At 65.5% G+C, this 17,340-nt stretch carries 10 protein-coding genes and 1 tRNA gene; 1 reads left to right on the top strand and 10 read right to left on the bottom strand.

The features are described 5' to 3' along the window. Positions 1-440 precede the first annotated feature (440 nt). The 7 genes from AB0M59_RS13400 to AB0M59_RS13370 form a co-directional block, all read right to left on the bottom strand. Entirely contained in the window at positions 441-1,070 is a 630-nt protein-coding gene (locus AB0M59_RS13400; protein WP_364613489.1) for a hypothetical protein, read from the bottom strand. A 91-nt stretch (positions 1,071-1,161) separates the two neighbouring features. After that, positions 1,162-2,562 (bottom strand): hypothetical protein, encoded by a 1,401-nt coding sequence (locus AB0M59_RS13395; protein ID WP_364613486.1) that lies wholly within the window; start codon positions 2,560-2,562, stop codon positions 1,162-1,164. A 214-nt stretch (positions 2,563-2,776) separates the two neighbouring features. Then, a complete protein-coding gene (locus tag AB0M59_RS13390; RefSeq protein WP_364613483.1) occupies positions 2,777-4,183 on the bottom strand; it encodes a hypothetical protein in 1,407 nt (468 codons plus the stop codon). Further along, on the bottom strand, positions 4,173-7,244 hold the full coding sequence (locus tag AB0M59_RS13385) for a hypothetical protein (protein ID WP_364613480.1): 3,072 nt from the start codon (positions 7,242-7,244) through the stop codon (positions 4,173-4,175). Before AB0M59_RS13385 ends, AB0M59_RS13390 begins: the two co-directional genes overlap by 11 nt. Before the next feature lie 311 nt (positions 7,245-7,555). Further along, entirely contained in the window at positions 7,556-8,389 is an 834-nt protein-coding gene (locus tag AB0M59_RS13380) for a hypothetical protein (protein WP_364613477.1), read from the bottom strand. 855 nt (positions 8,390-9,244) lie between these two features. Then, complete coding sequence (locus tag AB0M59_RS13375) at positions 9,245-11,824, bottom strand: caspase family protein (protein ID WP_364613474.1); 2,580 nt, start codon at positions 11,822-11,824, stop codon at positions 9,245-9,247. Positions 11,825-11,873: 49 nt separating this feature from the next. Further along, positions 11,874-12,212, bottom strand: a complete 339-nt coding sequence (locus AB0M59_RS13370; RefSeq protein WP_364613471.1) for a hypothetical protein — start codon at positions 12,210-12,212, stop codon at positions 11,874-11,876. Positions 12,213-13,271: 1,059 nt separating this feature from the next. Between AB0M59_RS13370 and AB0M59_RS13365 the strand changes: the two genes are divergently transcribed. Next, positions 13,272-14,429, top strand: coding sequence for a hypothetical protein (locus tag AB0M59_RS13365; RefSeq protein ID WP_364613468.1), 1,158 nt, complete (start codon positions 13,272-13,274; stop codon positions 14,427-14,429). Between the two features lie 21 nt (positions 14,430-14,450). On the opposite strand, the gene AB0M59_RS13360 is transcribed toward AB0M59_RS13365, so the two are convergent. The 3 genes from AB0M59_RS13360 to AB0M59_RS13350 all read right to left on the bottom strand — a co-directional run bounded on the left by AB0M59_RS13360 (position 14,451) and on the right by AB0M59_RS13350 (position 17,326). Then, on the bottom strand, positions 14,451-15,635 hold the full coding sequence (locus AB0M59_RS13360) for a pentapeptide repeat-containing protein (RefSeq protein ID WP_364613465.1): 1,185 nt from the start codon (positions 15,633-15,635) through the stop codon (positions 14,451-14,453). A gap of 284 nt (positions 15,636-15,919) precedes the next feature. Then, positions 15,920-17,068 (bottom strand): tyrosine-type recombinase/integrase, encoded by a 1,149-nt coding sequence (locus AB0M59_RS13355; protein ID WP_364613462.1) that lies wholly within the window; start codon positions 17,066-17,068, stop codon positions 15,920-15,922. A 184-nt stretch (positions 17,069-17,252) separates the two neighbouring features. Beyond that, positions 17,253-17,326, bottom strand: a tRNA-Arg gene (locus tag AB0M59_RS13350). Between the last annotated feature and the right edge of the window lie 14 nt (positions 17,327-17,340).

Below are 17,340 nucleotides of genomic sequence, written 5' to 3'. Positions count from 1 at the left end.
CCAGACACTCCAGTCACCGATGGTGTTCAGGTGGTTCCATCGGCGCAAAAGTCAGCTCTTGGTGACGGCGAACAACTCGCGATGACCACAGGGACGTTTCTTGGCCGACCAGGCCACTCCGACAACCGGCTTCGGTGCCTAAAAATCTGTCTGCCCGACCAGTCCCGGCGATCACGGTCGGAGAATCCTCGGGTGAACACATGGCCGTCGGTGGTCATCACGAACAGATCTTGGCAGCCGTCCCAGGCTGAGCCGGCGTCGATTCCAGTGATCTTGCCGGGGTTGCCATGACCCGCCACGGCGACAACCGCGCAGGACTGTCCTCGTGCAACGGTGGATCAAGCCCTGATCGCCCGCCAGGAGTGGTAGTTCGGGCTGACACCCGGATACGCAGATGGGGCAGACGTTGCTCCGTCAGGTGCGACACTGCGGTGGCTCGACTAATCCTCCACGAGGTTCGCGACGGCGCCGGCCGCGCCACTGCCCAGGGCCACCGAAAGGGGCACGATCAGGGGTCCGATCAGCGGTGCTGCGAGTGGATTGGCCACCGCGATGACCGCGCCGCCTAGGGCCACCAGTATCCGTAGAAGGCGGCGCCGCCTTCTACGGCCGACCTCTGCGGCGCGTCTGGCTTCGACGAGCGACCGATGGATCGCGCACGCGGCCTCTGCACCTGCGGTCAGCGCAGTCAGTACGTCAGCTTCGTTCCGGATGACTGTCCTCGTCGCTTTAAAGGTTTCGAAGGCGAGGTCGACATGCTTCGATGCCAGGTCCTCAGTCAGCCCGACGAGTTGGAGCACATGCCGCTCTGTGTCTATGAACTTATCCATCGTTATGCCCGGCACGCCACCGCCGTTCCGGATGAAGTCGTTGTCCTCGAGGCTGATCTTTATGTAAGGTATGTGCAGCTCGTCGCGAGCGCGAGTGAGTGCGATGCAGGCTCGGCCGGCGATCTGCTCTTCGAGTTGTCCAGCCAGTTGATCCTCACCGGCTAGGAGTGCGACATCGCGTTGGATTGAGGCTTCCTCGACTTGGGTGAGGATGGCGGCGAGGTAGGTCGGAAGGCTCATCCGCACGAGTGGATCGGGCATCGACGTCGGTGGCGTCGTCGCATCTGGCGTGGGAGTGTCTGGTGTGGACATTGGTGGCCTCCATCGGGCTCTAGGGAATGGTGCCAGCTGACTGCAATAGGAATTCGGCCATGTCGTCCAGGTCTTTTGGATCGGTCGGCAGGTCGACGAAGGTCAGCTCCTTGCGGCCGAGTTGCTGCGCGAATGTCTGGGTGGCGTCGGGGGCGACGCCGAGCTTCGTTCCCACGAACGCGCGGTGGGTGGACAGGACGCCGGTCTCCACGGTGTACTGCTGGCCGTCAATGAGCAGTCGGCCGCCTGCCTCGCGCACCACGTCTCGCTCGGTCTGCGCCAACGCCTTCAGTGCCCCGGCGTCTCCGGCTTTGAACTGCGCCGACAACACCACGACGGCCTTCTTGGTTTCCTCGTTCACGAGGACGATGGCATCGTCATAGGAAAGAGCGAATCTCGTGGTGTCTTGCACCGTCGCGCGGATCGGGGTTCGGGCGACCTTGAGCGTGTAGCCGGCGCCAGCAGGGCTCTCCAGGAACCGTCGCGCTCGGGCGAGTTCGGCCATGCGGATCCTGCGGTATCTGCTGGCCCTGGCGATCGCGTCACCGAGCACACCTTTGATCGCCCCGATTCGCCAACGTACTTCGTCGGCGAGGGCCTGACCGGCGCGCTTGCGCACGTTGGGCGGGATCGGCGGTATCCGGGAAACCGCGGCGACGATCTCGGGCCAGCTCTCCTCGGCCAGCCACGGCAGTACCCGGCGAAGCACGGCGGCAATGGGAGTGGTGGGGCCGAGGGCGCCCATCGCCTCGACGAGGGTTCGTCGTAGGGTTTTCGCTGCGGTGCCGGCGACCTGTCGTTCGAAGCCGCGCACGACTGTCGACAGCGCGCCACGAATGCGCTGCACCTCGTTGGCGCCCAGGCCAGCGGCCTTGCGATTGCGCGAGATCGTGGCAGCGAGCGCGTCCGCGGCCGCGCGGATCTCAGCGACGCCTCCGTACCCCAACGCCTGCTCGAATGCTCGTTGCGCGATCGCAACCTCGCCGACTTGCCGGGCCACCTTCTCGACCAGGTCGAACGCCGTCGACCGGGCCGCCGGTGCCGCTGCCTCGGCCACTTTTCCCGCTGCGGCCTTCGCGGCTGTCGCGGCCACCTTTGTCGCTTTCGCCGCCACTGGACCGACAGCATTCCGGCCAGCTTTCCCCGCGGCATTGCCGAAGGTGGCGGCGATCTCCCCCCTCGCTTCCTCGAGCAGCGCTCGAGTCGATCGTGTCGCGGTAGTTTGGCCGGCGACTGGCCGGATGCGGCGGACCGCCTCGGCCAACTCGTCCTCGGTCAGCGTGTCCAGCGCCTTGGTCAGTTCGTGACGGGCCACCGCCAGCCGCACCAGGCTGTTCTTGGTTCCTGGCCAGACCTGCGCGACGTGGATGACCGCATGCAACCGTGTGACGGCGACCGCCACGTTGGGCGAGACGTCCATGACGGCCGAGAGCGGGCTGAACCCGAGCCGGAGACCTGCGACTCCACCGCCTCCGCTGGGCAGCAATCGGCGAAGCGCGCGGACGAAGATGTTCTCTCCCTTGTCGGCGGCCTGCCTAGCGGCCTTGGCGGCAGCCGTTTCGATGGCTACGGCGGGCTTTGTGAACGTGGGCGCTGAGACCTTGGGCGCTTTGAATCGCGGTGGCATGTCCGCCTCAATCCACCAAGGACGCAGTCAGCGGCGCGACGACGCTGACCAGGGTCGTGACCTTGCCCGGCGGCAGTCCGCCGGCGACTTCGCCGGCACACTGCAGGGCGAGGCGGATCACAGACGGCTCGGCAGCCAGAGAGTCGGCCGGATCGAGAGCACAGTTGTAGGCGTCGCTGTCGCGCATATAGCTCGAGACGTGCTCGGCGATGCCCTTGACCGCGAGTACCACGTCGGCGATCACGGCCAGTGGTGGCGCCACCAGGTGCATCGTCACCATGGCGCCCATGATCGCCGCGGTCTCTGCGAAGCCGTCCCGAAGCGACGGATCGGCCGCGCCGTAGGCATCCGCGACCGCCTGCCGGGTCGCGCTGACACCGGGCCCGACGAGGTCGGTTACCGCCTCGGCGACCATCTTCTGGTACTCCCAGGGACCGAGTGGGCTGCCGAGCAACCGTCGCAGGAAGCCGCCGCCGCCTTTGATGCCCCCTTCGGCGAGTCGCTTGCCCAGAGCGGCCGCCGGTCCCTCCTCGAACCGAACGTCGTCCGGGTGCATCATGGTGACCGCAGCGCGCCGAGCCACCGTGCTGGCGGCGGCCCAGGTGGTGGTGAGGGCGGTGATGATGCTGATCTGCAGGGCTTCGTCGGGTTCCAACGGTGCCCGTCCCCGGACAGTCGGCACCATCCGATGCAGGACAGGGTGCTGGGCGCCGAGCCGGTCACGTAATGCCGCCCGGACGGTGGCCCTGGCCGCCGTACGGCGGATATCGGCGAAGGCCACGGCCGTGCCGGCAGCGGGGACCAGGACGCTGGCCATCGCGATGAGCAGTGCGTCGGCGACCTTGTCGAGCGTCTCCTCGGTTTCCACTTGCTCCAGGTGCCGCACAGCTGTGCGCAGTGAGGTCATGTCGGTGTTGCCGGCCAGCGTGGTCGTGTCGGGAAAACGCAGCGTCTCCTTCGCGAAGATGGCGTCGTCGTATCCGGTCAGGTAGCGCTTGGCCTCTTCGTGGATCACCTCCTTCGCGGCGTTCAGGCGTTCCAGGCACAGTGCCTGGGCGGCGACCTCAACCTTCGCCAGTGCCTGATGCACCTCGGGCGCGAAGCGTGCGCACGCCGCCTGCCAGGCAGCCAGGGCGGGCCGATTCTCGAGCATCACCTGCTCTGTGTCGGCGATTCCTCGGCGCACGGCCTCTCGATCGGCGGTGCGCGGGGGGTTCGCCAGGCCGCGGAGGCCCGCCTCGGCCGTCTCGACCCGCGCCGTCAGCTGGTGTCGGTACATGTCCACGCGGGGCCAGCCGTCCAGCAGGTGTGCCGACCGCAGGAACGCGTCGATGGCCGCCTCGTCGTTCAGGGCCAGCGTGACGTCCTGTCCGTCCACGCCGAGCCGCAGCACCCCAGCCCGCTCAGTCGTCATCGACGTGCACGCTGATCGTCGGCGCGACTGGCGGCGAGGGATCCGTCAGGTCCGGCGGTGTGGCCGTCAACCGCGCTGCCAGCCGGTCCGCGTGCAGCTCCGCCTCGCGCGCCTGCGCCACGCTGAGCCGGACTTGCGCTGAGCGTCGCTTCTCTAGATGCTCCTCACAGCCGCTGCAGCCGCCTAGCCACGACTCGACGCTCAGCCCCGGCGTGGTCAGGATCGTGTGGTCGGTGGCGATCTCGTCCCCGGCGGCCTGCGCGTCCTCCGCCGCCTTCTCAAGGATGTCCGACAGGTTCTTGACCAGCTTTGCCAACGCAGTCTCGGCCAGCGGTGTGAGCGGCACGGCGAGGTTCGGTCCGTCCGAGGCGACGACGTGTGGTTCGAAACTGCCGACCGTCAATTGCGGGGCGATCTCCATCAGCCGCTGCAACTGCTCGCTCGGCGGCATGCCTTGGAACAGTACGAAGCGGTAGTAGTCGCGGTGTGCGTTCAGGTGCGCCAGCAGCGCCTGCCGACGTTCCATTGCGGCGCCGACGTTCTCCGACCCGAACTTCATCTCCAGCTTGTCGGCGATGGTCGTCTGGGTCTGCTCGCTCTGAGCCTGTGCGACGGCTTCCGCGGCGGCGAGCATGCCGGTGCCCTCCGCTTCCTTGCTCTCCCACGCCTGGAAGGTCGTCCGAAGCTGGTTGAGCAGGCCCGGGATGCCGCCGTCGTCCGCGTTGTACAGCCCATTGTCTTTCACGCGCGGGTACCACCACCACCAGGGCCCGCCCTTGACCGAGACCCGGGAGAACAGCCCGGCATTCTCCTTCTCCCCTTCGGTCAGGCTGACCAGCCCGTCCAGCGGCGGGGCGCCGCCTTGTGCTGGGACTGCGGCCACGATTCGCCGGGCATCATCCGGCCCTGGCGTCGCCGCCAGGTCGCCGAGCGCCGCGGGGATGCCGGTGCCGAACTTCGTGACGAGCAGCCGGGTCCAAAGCCACTGCTGCGCAGCCTTCACCTGCGGGGCCGTCGGCGTGTTCCATCCCGCGATCGCGGTGAGTGCCCCGTCCACATCCGCTGTCGGGTACGGACTCCACCGCCGTTTCAGGTCGGTCAGCAGCGCGAGCAGCGGCTTCAGCTGAGGGTTCTCCGGCTTGGTGTCGTCATCCGATCCATCGGGCTTCTTCTTTTTCTCTCGCTCCCGGTCCAGCTCCCGCTCCAGCTTGGCCTCGCTGGCGAGCCGGCGAATCTCGGCCTCTGCGTACCCGTACGCGGCGAGCAGCCGGCACGCGTCGAACCCGTCGGCCAGCGCCGGGTCGAGCAGCCCCTCACGCAGCGTCGCCTCGTTCACCCGGGCAGTGAGCTCGTCGAAGAACTTCACATCGACCGGATTGGGTACGAGCACGACGACGCGGACCGCCGGGCGCACGAAACGAATGTCAACGTCGTAGTGAGCGAGCACCTCATGGAAGTTCAGGGTCAGCGTGTGACAGTCGTTCGGGTTGCGGATGGTGCGTACCACCTGGTTGGTCGTGGTGCGCTCCACCGATTCGGCAATCGTCGTGATCCGCCGGGAGCGCACCCTGGTCGCCGCGCGTGTGGTGGATTCCCGCACGTGTTGCGTGGAGTTCCGCGCCGTCGTCGCGAGACTGGTCGTGTTGGACACCTGACCGCCGGCTTCGAGGTGCACGGAGGCGACGCCGTTGGAGTATGACGCGTCGAGCGAGCCGTGTGCCTGTGCGTTGAACTCGTTGGACTGGGTGACTTCTCGGAAGACGTCCTCGGTGTCCCGGGTCGTGGAGGTGAAGTCGAAGTTCTGCTCGACGTCGGTCTCGGACGACTGGGCGAGCGACTTTGTGCGCCGCTCCCAGCTGGAGACGGCGATGGTCATCTCCTCCCCAGGCGCGAGGGCGAGCGAGGAGACCAGGTTCCCGCGGCTGAATCCCTTCAGCCTCCAGGTTTGCTTCCACGGCAACAGGATCGCGACCGGGAGGCCCTGCGTAGTGAACGCCGGCTGCTGCTGCGGCGGTTGATTGGCCTGCGGGTCATCGTTCCCCGCACCGCCATCAACAGTTGCGGTCCCGAAACGATACAGCTCGCGACGCAACCTGCCGAGGTCGTAACGGGTGTACTTCGGGTCGAGGACGTACGCCCGGCTGATCTCCATCAGCCCCGGCTCTGCGGCCTTGAAGCCCAACGGATACAGGGTCACCTCACGGTCGCCGACTGCGGTGGTCACCGGTTCGCCTTGGAGCAGCGCCCGCACGCCCGTGGCGTCTAGCGGTACGACGGCAGAACCGCCATCCGTTGTCGGGACGATCGGTGCAGACAGGAACTCGACGACGTCACGGATGCCGATCCGCTCCGCGGCAGGCCGTGTGGCGGGCAACGTCCCACTCGCCACGGTCACCTTCGCTAGCCCGTTCACCCGGCCTTCACGCCACGTCGGCGCGACAGCCTCGCCGTGCCGCGCGAGCTCGCCAAGTGTCCTCTCGTCCAGCCGTATCCTGTTTTTTGTACCGGCACCGATTTCCCGGGCCGCGATCAACGAGTCCAGCTTCGCCCCGTCGACCGAGACCGACGCGACGGTCGGCTGCAGCCGCACCACGTCCGGCGCGGCATCGCCAACCCTCGCCATTACGGCGACCTCCCGCCCGGCGCGCAGCTCCCGCACCGCCAGCGGACCAAGGTCGAGCGACACAGTAGCACCCCGAACGTGCAGCACGCCGGTCCTCACCAACTGCTCGACATCGTCGACCTTCCAGGCGGACTTCGCCGTGCCGGTGACCACGCGGTCAAGGTCGGCCGCCTCGACGGCCTGCAACGACAACGTCCGGCCCGTCGTGGGTGCATTCGGTGCCCCGACACCTGGCAGATGTCCACCGTCCGCGGTCGCCCCGCTGGTGCCAGTCTGCAAGATGTCGCCGTCGGCGCTGAGCAGGAGCGGCGTGACCTGCCGCTTGCCACCTAACATTCGCTCGTCGTAGAGCCGGACGAACTGACCGAAGCGAAATTCGCGCGTTACCCCCCACGCAGGCAATCGCGCGGAACAGTTTTCGGCTGTGAGCACCGGCATGACATCCTGAGCCAGCCCCTCAGGCACAAGAGCTGTACCAACATCGGTATTTGTCATCACCTGGCTCCTCGTCTCGCACATTAGCCGACTTCGACAGCGGTCAGGAGATCCGCTGGTATTCCAACAGGCTTCGTCGCGCACAACCAGTGCCGAAAGACCTGATTCAGTCTCGTCGTGCCTGGCAGGCTGGGTGAGCCAGACGAGCCGGGCGGAAACGAAGCTTCCCTTCGCAGGCCACCAGTCTCACCCCTGCCGCCCACAAGGCTCGTTCCTGACGCACAGGGAACGACGGCTGGCGTGCATCCTGATGTTCACCCGACTTGAGCGCGGTTCGTCGCGCCACGAAGTTCCGCCGTCTGGACGACCCAGAACACCGCATACCAGAAGATGATCAGCGCCTCCAGCCACAAGGCCCAGTGCTGCACACCCATGCGCCAGAGGATGCCTCCAGCTAGGAGCGACACGATCATCGCGATGGCGACCGCGATGTACCAGATCGTGAACTTTCCCTGGGGGGCCGTCCAGGCGTTCGCCAGGACGACGACGATGATCCCGATAAACAGCGGTACCGCCGCGTAGATGTGGCCGTGGTCGAGGAACCAGTTTCGTTCGTTCCAATACAGCCAGATTCCGAAGAGCAACACGGCCAGCGTAACCAACAGTGAGACGACGGTGTACAGGCTGGGACTTTCGAGCTGCCCGTGACGGAGTCTCCGCGCGATCAGGCCGACGATCGTGGCGGCTACGCCGATCACGAGCAACGCTCCCACGTTGGTCTTGACCGCGGCCTCGATCTCGGGCCGGTCCGGGCCGTTGACCGGCAGACAGGCGTCGTCGATCTTCGTCGGCACGAACGCGACGATGAACGCCAAGAACCCCGAGTAGTCGAGCGCGGTGTTCTCGTAGTCGGTGTTTCCGCGATAGACGATCATACAAGCGCCGATCGCGCACAGAACACAGACAAAAACTGGCCGGACCGAGGTGAAATAGTAGGCGCTGATCGAGGTCTGCCAGCACTGCCCACCATTGACGAACCAAAGCTGCAACAGGATGGCGAGGAAGAGCATCGCCACGAGCATGACCATGGCGACACGAAGGGCCAGGTAGGTTTGGTGGATATTTTCTTCTCGGTCTTCGACGTCCATCTTGACCTCCTCTTGAGAACTACTAATCCCGTACAGCACTTCGAAAAGCAGAGCGACCGTTCAGGAAATCCCGCTAGCGTGATCCCATGGCCACGACAGCCGCTATCAGCACCGCGCGAAGGGCGGGGAAGGCGTCCAACGCCTCGAATAACCGAGTCGTCCTCTACCAGGTCGAACACTGTGGCGAAGAGCGGCAGGCAAAGGCCGGAACCCCCAGCGCGAGCCACAGGGACCATCCCACGGAGGTGCGGCCCGGCACCTTGTGCAAGCTTGCAAGTAACGATTCGAGATGAGCCACGCCGGCCACCCACTCACCGTCGGACAACAGTTGTCCTAAGGTCGCGGATTCTTCACCGGCTGTTACCGCTCGGTCAAACCGTCACCTGAACGGGTAGCAGTCCGCCTGCACTCGGTCGCAGCAACCCTCCAGACCGGTGTATTCCAGCTCCAGGAGCCCTGGTCACCTCTGTCGCCTCGACAAGGAGCCGCCAGCAGATAGAACGGCGAACCTAAGCATGGGAGGCAGGGAGGCGGCAGGCACGCTGGGTTGGCCGCAAGCAGCGAGCGCTCCGGCACGACCAACCCTGAAGCGCGGCTATCCGGCCTCAATTGACCACACCTCGGCCCGCGACGGACACCCTCACGCTGCGTACGCTGCCCACGGTCGCCGCCGGCGAGAACGTCTATGCCGCTGACAGGGCTCGCCACCAGAGCTATGGCCCCACTTCTCGAATCACTCGAAGCCCTTACCGCTGTCGAACAAGACACGAGCAGGCCGATATCCGGTCTTATGTCAGCTGACCGTGCCACCGAAGTGACTCACGCACCGTTGACCCAGCTGCCAGCAAGCGCGGGTCAGTCGGTCTTCCGGCGTCGTTGCAGCCATGTCTTGCGGCTGGTGTATTCGCCCAGCCCCGCTTGGCGCAGGATGCGATCGACGTTGGATGGGCCGATCCTGACGTTGGTTTCCTTGATCCATTCCGCCGCGGCGGCGAGCGAGCCAGGTTGGTTCTGCTGGCGCAACTCGGCGACCAAGCTCTGAAGCGCGGTACTGGAGCGGCCCTGCAACGCTCTGCGCACCACCATCGTTCCGGCCGCTAATTCGTCGCTCCTGAACAGGAACGCGATGTCATGCGCAATGGCCTTGATACCACGTTCACTGGCCACGACCTCCTCCAGCACAGCATCGGCATACGACGGAAACTCCGCGGCCTGCAAGCCCTCGACGAGCGTACCCAGCCGCTCCAGTGGTTGAGCCAGTAGATAGTCGCGCACGACATCGCCGACCACTTCGTTCGAGAGAGTGTCGACGATCGACGCCAGCGGCGGCTTACCTGCCCGAATCGAGAGAAAGACGAGGGTCTTGGCATCGTCGAGAGAGAGGGCGCGGATCAGCTTGGCCAGTGCCTGGGCATTGGCGCTGCTGACGATCCTCAAGAACATCTTCTCTTTCGCAGATGGCTCTAGGCGGTCGATGACGACCGGGACGAGGTCAGGCCGCCACCCGGCCGCATCCGCGAGCAAGTCGGTGACCTCCTGCGCAACACCCGGATGCGCCGGCGCGAGCGCTGCCAGCAAGTCGGCGCAGTCGCTCGTCGGGCGGTAGGCCGTATTTCGAAGGACACGCTGCCGATCTCGGTTGTCGCATCTAGCGAGCAGGTCGACTACGGTGCGCACTGTCGCCCGGTCGGCTGTCTCCTCGAGCAGCTTTCTCGCGTCGACCGGCCGGCCCTGTTCGCGTAGTGCGGCGACGATCTCCAGGACCGCTGGTGCGGGCCGGGACGTCGCCGCACGCAAGCAGAGTTGGTATGCCGCTTGGTCGTGCTCACGGGAACGCAGCTCGGCGGCGAGGACGGTGACGTCGAGGGGCGACAGTACCTCCGCTGCCCGGATCATCGTCCGATCGGCGTGTGGCGTCTGGTCGGTGTTCCAGAACGTGGTCGCGATCTCGAGCAGCGACTCGACATCGCTGGCTCTGTCGATCACGCCTTGGACGATGCGAGCGCTCTCCTGAGGACGGCCCGCCTCGGTCATCGCTTGGCAAAGCTGCGCCACGACCTCGAGCGGCCGGGTGGCCACGACGTCCACCGAAGCGGCGTAGAGGCCGAATGCTGCCTCCTCCCGGCCGACGTCACGTAGCTCGTCGGCCAGGGCGGCGACAGACGCGGCGGGCAGCTTGCTCGCGGCCTCGATGATCAAGCGGTCCACCTCGTCGCGGAGTCCCGCCACCCATAACGCGTTGACCAGGCCGATCAGCGCCGACCGTGCCTGTGCGGCCTCGGACGCGGCGGCCAGCAGATCGTCGAGCTCGTCAGTACGCTGGCCTGCTTGAAGGAGGCGCGCCAGGTTCGCCGTGTCAGCGAAGTCGCCAGCGCCGACGGCGTGCACGAGCTGGTTCGCCTCTGTGGGCAGATCGGTGTCGGATAACGCGTCCGCTATCCGCAGCACCTCGACCGCAGGCCGTTGAGCTGCCGCCATAATCACAGTTCTGACGTCCGAGGCCGCGGCTCTCGTGTGGAGGAGATCAACGATGGCCGCGACCTCCTGATCCGCGCGCAGCGCACCTGACGCGGCCAAGACCTGCTCACTGAGGCCGTCTTGACCCTGTGCCCGCAACGCCTGCACTTCGGCGTACATATCGGCGGGGCGGCAGCGAATCAGTGACTCCAGCCCGGCCGGCGGCTGCGGCAGCACCCGTACCTCGTCCACGGTCTCATCGCCCGAGCGGCGCCCTCCACCTCGGCGGTTGCGAACCAGCGCGATCGCCTGGCCGTCGTTGCGGGTTCGCTGCTGGGGCACTGGGCGAAGCCGGGCCTGCAGGTCTGCCCGTACGTGGTAGTACAGCGTTTCCATGTCCAGCAGGTCGTCCCCGTCCGGCACGCCGTGCATCAGTGTGTCGACCAACGCCCCGGTGAACGCGGTGTAGTCCTCACCGGGCGGTGCCAGTGCCAGGCCCGTCTCCGCCGTTGCGGTCATCAGGTAGGTGCCGTCAACGCGAGCGTGGTCTGCCAGCTCGGCGGAGCCGCCCATCCCGCCCAGCAAGGCACGACCGCTGTAGCAGCAGTCCAGGATCGCGACCTTGCCAAAGCAGGCTCGTGCGGTGTCAACAATCTCCCGGCGGATGTCGTCGTACCGGACTGCCCGGTGCAGCCGGTCCTCGGCCGCCTCCGGCAGCGCCAGATAGAGGTCGGACCGGTTGTCGAGCAAGCCGTGGCCGGCGAAGTAGAACACCAACGCCTCCGACGCCTGCGAAGCCGCCGTGTGCACCGTGTCCAGCACCTCATCGACAGAAGACGGATTCAGCAGCGCGACACAGTGCTCGTCTGCCAGACCCCACAGGTCGGCGTCGGTGAGCGCCCGGCGCAGCGTCGCGACGTTGTTGTCCACCGCTGGCAGCTGTTCAAGCCGCGAGTATCCCGACACCCCGACGAGCACCGCCCGTGAAGCCCGGGGATCGGGGAGCCCCGCTCGGGAAGCGACCACGTCACTCGCCGCCGCTCGTGGCGTCCGGCGCCAAGGGAAGGCCCTGCTTCGCCAGCACGGCGAGTTGTTCGTCGGTCCACGGGTCGGCGAGAGTGATCGTCAACGGTGGCGCATCTTTCTTGGAGCGGCGGAAGCTCGCCCACGCGATCCCCAGGTTGGCCAACCCGGTCAGGGAACCGAAGGACATGCAGACGACCTCGAACGCGCCCATGTGACCGGAGCCTGACGAACCGCCTGAGCTGATCGTTGCCGAACGCACCACGTCGACGTCTTGGCGAAGCCAGTGATAGAACTCCTCGAGTGCTTGCTCATCGCCGTCGGCACTGATCGTCAACTCCACGAGACCTCCACTCGACAGGAACACTCACCACCACCCATCGTCGGCTAGCGTCTTTCCGCAACAGATTTTTCGCGATTCACCATTTCGACGTCGGAAAGGATCGGCTGACGCCGTCATTCGTCGACCTTCGACAGTCCGACAACCACATGACGTTGACGCTGTCCAAAAATCACCGACTTGGTCGCAGTGGCGCGACCCGCGTCCTCGCCGCCAATGCTCTTGGCGCTGTTATGTGCGCCCTGCCGAGGGCGTAGCGAGCGGACCCGCCAGCCTCTCGGTGTGGGCGTTCGTTGTAACAGCTGCGCTGGTAGCGCCGACCCTACCGCCATGACTCGCAACGGGCTGACGACCGCACTGGGCGTTGCGATTACCGTCGCCACAGCAGCTGGCATCGTTTGGCTGTCAAGCCCACAAGAGCCGGCGACGCACTCAGTTGCTCCACCGCAGCCAGCAGTCGACTCGACCCCAACCACCAGCAGCCAGCACGCAGCGCCGCCGGGCACACAGGTCATCACAGTGGTTGGCGTCGACAAATCCGCCCATCCGGCTCCCGGATACGTTGTCGAATCCGGTGACACTCACGTCGATGACTGCATTGCATCTCCCGCCGGCGGAACCAGCGTCGTGTCATGCTCTCCTTCCGCGGCCGGAGCCGACGTCTGCTGGGTCGGCGTCGACCGCCAAACTCTCCTGTGCGGGACGTCTCCGTGGGAGAAGAAACTCCTCAAGACACGTTCGACGACGACAATCAGTCTCCTCCCGCCAGTACACAGTCCCGCTCCGTGGGGCCTCGTCCTCGCCGACGGCAAACAGTGCCGGATACGCAACGGCGGTGCCTGGGGCGGTCGGGCAGACGGCTACGTCGGCGCCTACATCTGCGGTCAAGACGAAACCGAGTTCGTTCTGGCCAAAGCGGACACCGCCGTAGTAGACACGTCCGCGCCAATGTGGTCCGTTTGTGTCGGCCCGCTCGGCGATCCCGACGCGCAGTTCCCAGAACCCTCGACCGTCGTCGTGACAACGGCCTACTTCGCGGGTACCCCTTAGGAGAGGCCACGCATGAAACAAAAATGGCATGTACTGCGTTGGCCACTGACCACCTCGTTGCTGTCAACGGCGCTCGCCGTCTTCGTCAATCTCGCTACCGACCTGAAAGACAGTTGGATCGCTTGGGTGGCCGTCGGAGTACTGACGGTGTCGACGGGGTTGGTCAGTGCCGGCGTACAGCACTTGTCCGCAAGGAAGGCGAATTCTGAAGAAGTCAGTTCGACGAGTATCGGAAATACGACAACGTCCTCGGACCACTCGGGCTCGGTCACCGTCAACTCGGAGCGCATCGGAGGCAACGTTCACATCCATCAAGCCGGACGTCGCACCTTCGTCGTGGAGGTAATCGCAGTAGCGGTCGCCGCCCTGGTAGTCGTCTACCTCTCCCGCGCCGACCGGCAGCCTGCAACTACGCCTTCCACCACCGCCCCAACCGGGTTGCCTCTGGCCAATGCCGCACAGACGCCGTCGGCATCAACAAACGCCAAGCCGTCTGCGACTACGAACGGCCCCCTGCAGGTGGCAGAGTCCTGGCCGCTGTCCCGCGGCTGCGACGGCGGGACCCAGATTGCCATGATCAACGGTGGACCGGGCGTGAAAGCATTCTCGACAGCCGCCGGCGACGAACGTCAACAGATGATCAGCGCAGGTGCCGGCGTGTGGGGATCAGGCATGCTGTATCTCGATTTAACGGCTCCGCCGCAGAAGTCGATGCGGATACTCAACCTTCGCCCATTGATCGACACCGTACGATTGCCACCACCGACGTGGATTTACTCGCCCGAAGGCGGCTGTGGAGGTCCTACCGATCGCAGCTTCGATCTGGACCTCGACAAGCCCAGCCTGAAGGACAAGGGCGCGCCGGACGAATCAGACACAGCTGACGTCACAAAACTTCGCCGTGAACCGATCGGCCCCGCCTTCACCGTGTCCCCAGACCAGCCTGCCACGCTACGGTTCGACGTCACCGGATGCCGTGCGAACTATCAGTGGAACCTGGAAGTCACGTACTCAGTTGACGGAGACCAAGCCAAACACACCTACGTGGCCGGCCCATTCCGAACAATGGGCTTTGCCGACAAGACCAAGCGATATACTCGCGCCCTCGACGGGTCCTTCACTGACATCGGCACAGTGAATGGCGTTAGTGACGACGGCTGGTGCAGGTAATGAGTTACGCGCGCATTACTGTCAGCCAAGAGGCTGACTGACAGTGGTTGAATCCATTTCTGCGAGCTGGGCCACGGCTGAGGTGTCTTTTAACCCGATGACGCCCTGGTCGAACTCTGCTCCGTCGAAGTTCACCGTCGCAAAGGTCGTCCCGGTGAAGGTGACCTGCGTGTCGGCAACGGTCACTTCCCTGAACGAGGCGGTGTCTTCAAAGCGGGCTCTGTCGAACTGCACGCCGGGCGGCCTGGAGATGCGGGTGCTGAAAGTGGATCCCGCGAAGTCGGTCTCACCGGCGAACGTGGCGTCGTTGAAGTAGACCTGATGTTCGAAGACAGCATCGTTGAAGGTGGCACGCTTCTGAAAGGTCGCTCTCGAGAAGGTGATGAAATCGGCAAAATTGGTGCCACGAAACGATACTGGCGCTAGAAAAGTTGTGTCGAGGAACAGGGTATGCCCTTCGAACATCGTGTAGGTGAACTCAGTGAGGTCACCAGTGAACGTGGCGCCGGCGAAGGTAGCGCGAGCCAGCCAGCTGTACTGCAGCTTGAAGTCGATGAGGGTCGCCCCAGCCAGATTGAGGGTGATCTCTTCCCAGCGCTGGGCGACCGGCGCGTCGGGGTGTTCGTCAGTTGCGAGGTGATCGGTCAGGATGGTCTGGGCGGTCAACCGGACCTCGCGTTCTTGCTGGTGCGCGGCGGTGACGCGAAACGTGGGGTCAGGTCCGTTGACGTCCGTGGGCTCGCCGCGGTGATCGAAGGGCATACGAAGGTAGGCGCACAGCAAATTGGCAACTGTTTGCTGCTGGACGGGGTGGGTGTCGGCGAGCCGCTCCAAGGCGTAAAACCCGGCGAGACGGACTGGTGCGTAGTCGGAGCCGAGCTGCTCGGCAGCTTTGGCATAGAGTTCCGTGGCTCGACGTTCGATAGCGTCAAGTTCGGTGACGCGGTTAGCATCCTCAGTAGCCCACTGGCGGCGACCAGTCAGAACCAACGCCACCACACCGCCGGTGCCGGCACCCACCCCTAGACCGGCCTTGATCAGCTCGATGCGCTCCTTGGCGTCAGTTGGCCGCACGGTAAGCAGCAGAACGACGATTGCGGCTGCGGCAAGCAGCACCACGGGCACGGCAATGATCAGCGCAATACCCCACCAGGTCCCCGGTAGACTGCGGCCTCGCAGTGCCGAGGCTGGCGGATCGACAGTCATCGGGCATCACCGCCTCCGATGCGACGTGCTGCGGGTCTCGCGTGCTGCCAAGGTCGGCCATCCCGGCACGATCCCGATGCCTGTTCACTCATTGCACTCTCCCCTACTGCAGCACCACCGACGAGTACGGCCTACGGCAGGTAGCCAGCGTGACCGACACGCTAGCCATGGTGCGGGCATGAGACATGACTGTGGCCACCGTAGTACGACAGAGGCGATGGCTGATCTGACAGGCTCATGGCCCAAGCAACGGTTTCCTCGCTGTTATCACGCATCGGTCATCGCTACTCGAAATCGGTCCAGCCGTTGAAGAGGGCGTCGAGTTCGTCGGCTGCGTCCTCGTCGTCCAGGGGCAGCGCGTCGGCGTAGTTGCGCAGCGTCGTGGACGGATCCCGGTGGCGCAGCCGAGCGGCGGCTTTCAGGATCTTGCCGTGGGACACCAGATGGGTGCCTACGGTGTGCCGGAGCCGATGCAGCATCGCATCGGGCAACCCTGCCGCGTTCCGCAGCCGCTCGAACCGGTGTCCGAGGCCGGCCGGTCGAATCGGCGTCTGCCGGTCAGGCCGTGCGGCGAACAGCCACGGCCCGGTCGCGTCGCCAGCCAGCGGATGGCTCCGCCAGGCTCGGACATGGTTGTACCAGCACCGTGCCGTGGTAGATCCAAGGGTGAGACGGCCACGCGAGTGGGTCTTGGTCGGGCCGATCACCGTGTCCTTCGCGGCGCGCTCGATCGACAGGACCCGCCCGTCCAGATCATCGACCCGCAGCGCCGCCAACTCACCACGACGCGCGCCCGAATCCGCGGCCAGCCGCACCAGCAGCTCATCCTGCTCCGCAAGAAACAGGTCCAAGGCCCGCTGCCGCGACGTCGGCCGCTCGAGAAGCCGAGCCGCGGCATCGAGCCGTCGCTGCTCCGCCACTGCGAACAACTGCCGCACCTTTGGTGGGGGCAGGTGCTTACGGGGATACGGCCGCGGCGGCGACCGCATCCCGACCAACGGATCCGAGCCCAGCAGCCGCTCGCACACACCCCAGGTGATCGCCGAATGCAGCACGTGGAAGCGACCGGACAACGTCGACGGCGTGGCCCCGGCCGCCGCCCAGCGCGCCAAGGCTGTTTCCAGCACCGCCGGCGTCAGCCGATCCAGCCAGCAGCGCGCCAGCCGATCCCGCCGCAGGTCCCGAAGCACGCCACCGTAGGACCGCAACGTGGTCGGGCTCCACCGATGCGGCGCCGCCTCGAACCGATCCAGCAACTGTTCCACCGACAGCCGGTCGCCCCGGTCGACGCACACCCGGCGGACGCCGTGATCGGCGACCAGCTCGGCCTGCCGCTGCGCGGCGTACTGCTCGTCCCCGTGGACGGTGAACGACCGTTGTTTGCTCCGGCCGGTCAGCGAATGGGTGCCGACGACGACGCGGATCTCCCACACGCCCGGCGAACGCTCACGCCGCGTACCTGAGCCGCGGCGCGTTCGTCGCTGTCCGGCATCCCTATCCGACCTGGTCATCCCTACACCACTAGAGATCGAAGTAGGGATCAGGCTAAACGCACAACAGGTCCAGTGCCTCCCGAAAGAGGCACTGGACCTGTGCTTTTGCTGTCTCAACCGTACGTGCGCCCGAAGGGATTCGAACCCCTGACCTTCTGATCCGTAGTCAGATGCTCTATCCAGCTGAGCTACGGGCGCGTGTTCAGTTGTTC

The organism is Amycolatopsis sp. NPDC051371, assembly GCF_040682155.1.
GTDB lineage: Bacteria > Actinomycetota > Actinomycetes > Mycobacteriales > Pseudonocardiaceae > Amycolatopsis.
The sequence above is the reverse complement of the archived record's forward strand: the minus strand, read 5'-3'. Positions and strand labels throughout refer to the sequence as shown.

Excerpts from the sequence above, each read along its gene's own strand:
- AB0M59_RS13400 (WP_364613489.1), bottom strand. The coding sequence starts at position 1,070 with ATGAGCCTTCCGACCTACCTCGCCGCCATCCTCACCCAAGTCGAGGAA.
- AB0M59_RS13395 (WP_364613486.1), bottom strand. The coding sequence starts at position 2,562 with ATGGACGTCTCGCCCAACGTGGCGGTCGCCGTCACACGGTTGCATGCG.
- AB0M59_RS13390 (WP_364613483.1), bottom strand. The coding sequence starts at position 4,183 with ATGACGACTGAGCGGGCTGGGGTGCTGCGGCTCGGCGTGGACGGACAG.
- AB0M59_RS13385 (WP_364613480.1), bottom strand. The coding sequence starts at position 7,244 with ATGCCGGTGCTCACAGCCGAAAACTGTTCCGCGCGATTGCCTGCGTGG.
- AB0M59_RS13380 (WP_364613477.1), bottom strand. The coding sequence starts at position 8,389 with ATGGACGTCGAAGACCGAGAAGAAAATATCCACCAAACCTACCTGGCC.
- AB0M59_RS13365 (WP_364613468.1), top strand. The coding sequence starts at position 13,272 with ATGAAACAAAAATGGCATGTACTGCGTTGGCCACTGACCACCTCGTTG.
- AB0M59_RS13360 (WP_364613465.1), bottom strand. The coding sequence starts at position 15,635 with ATGACTGTCGATCCGCCAGCCTCGGCACTGCGAGGCCGCAGTCTACCG.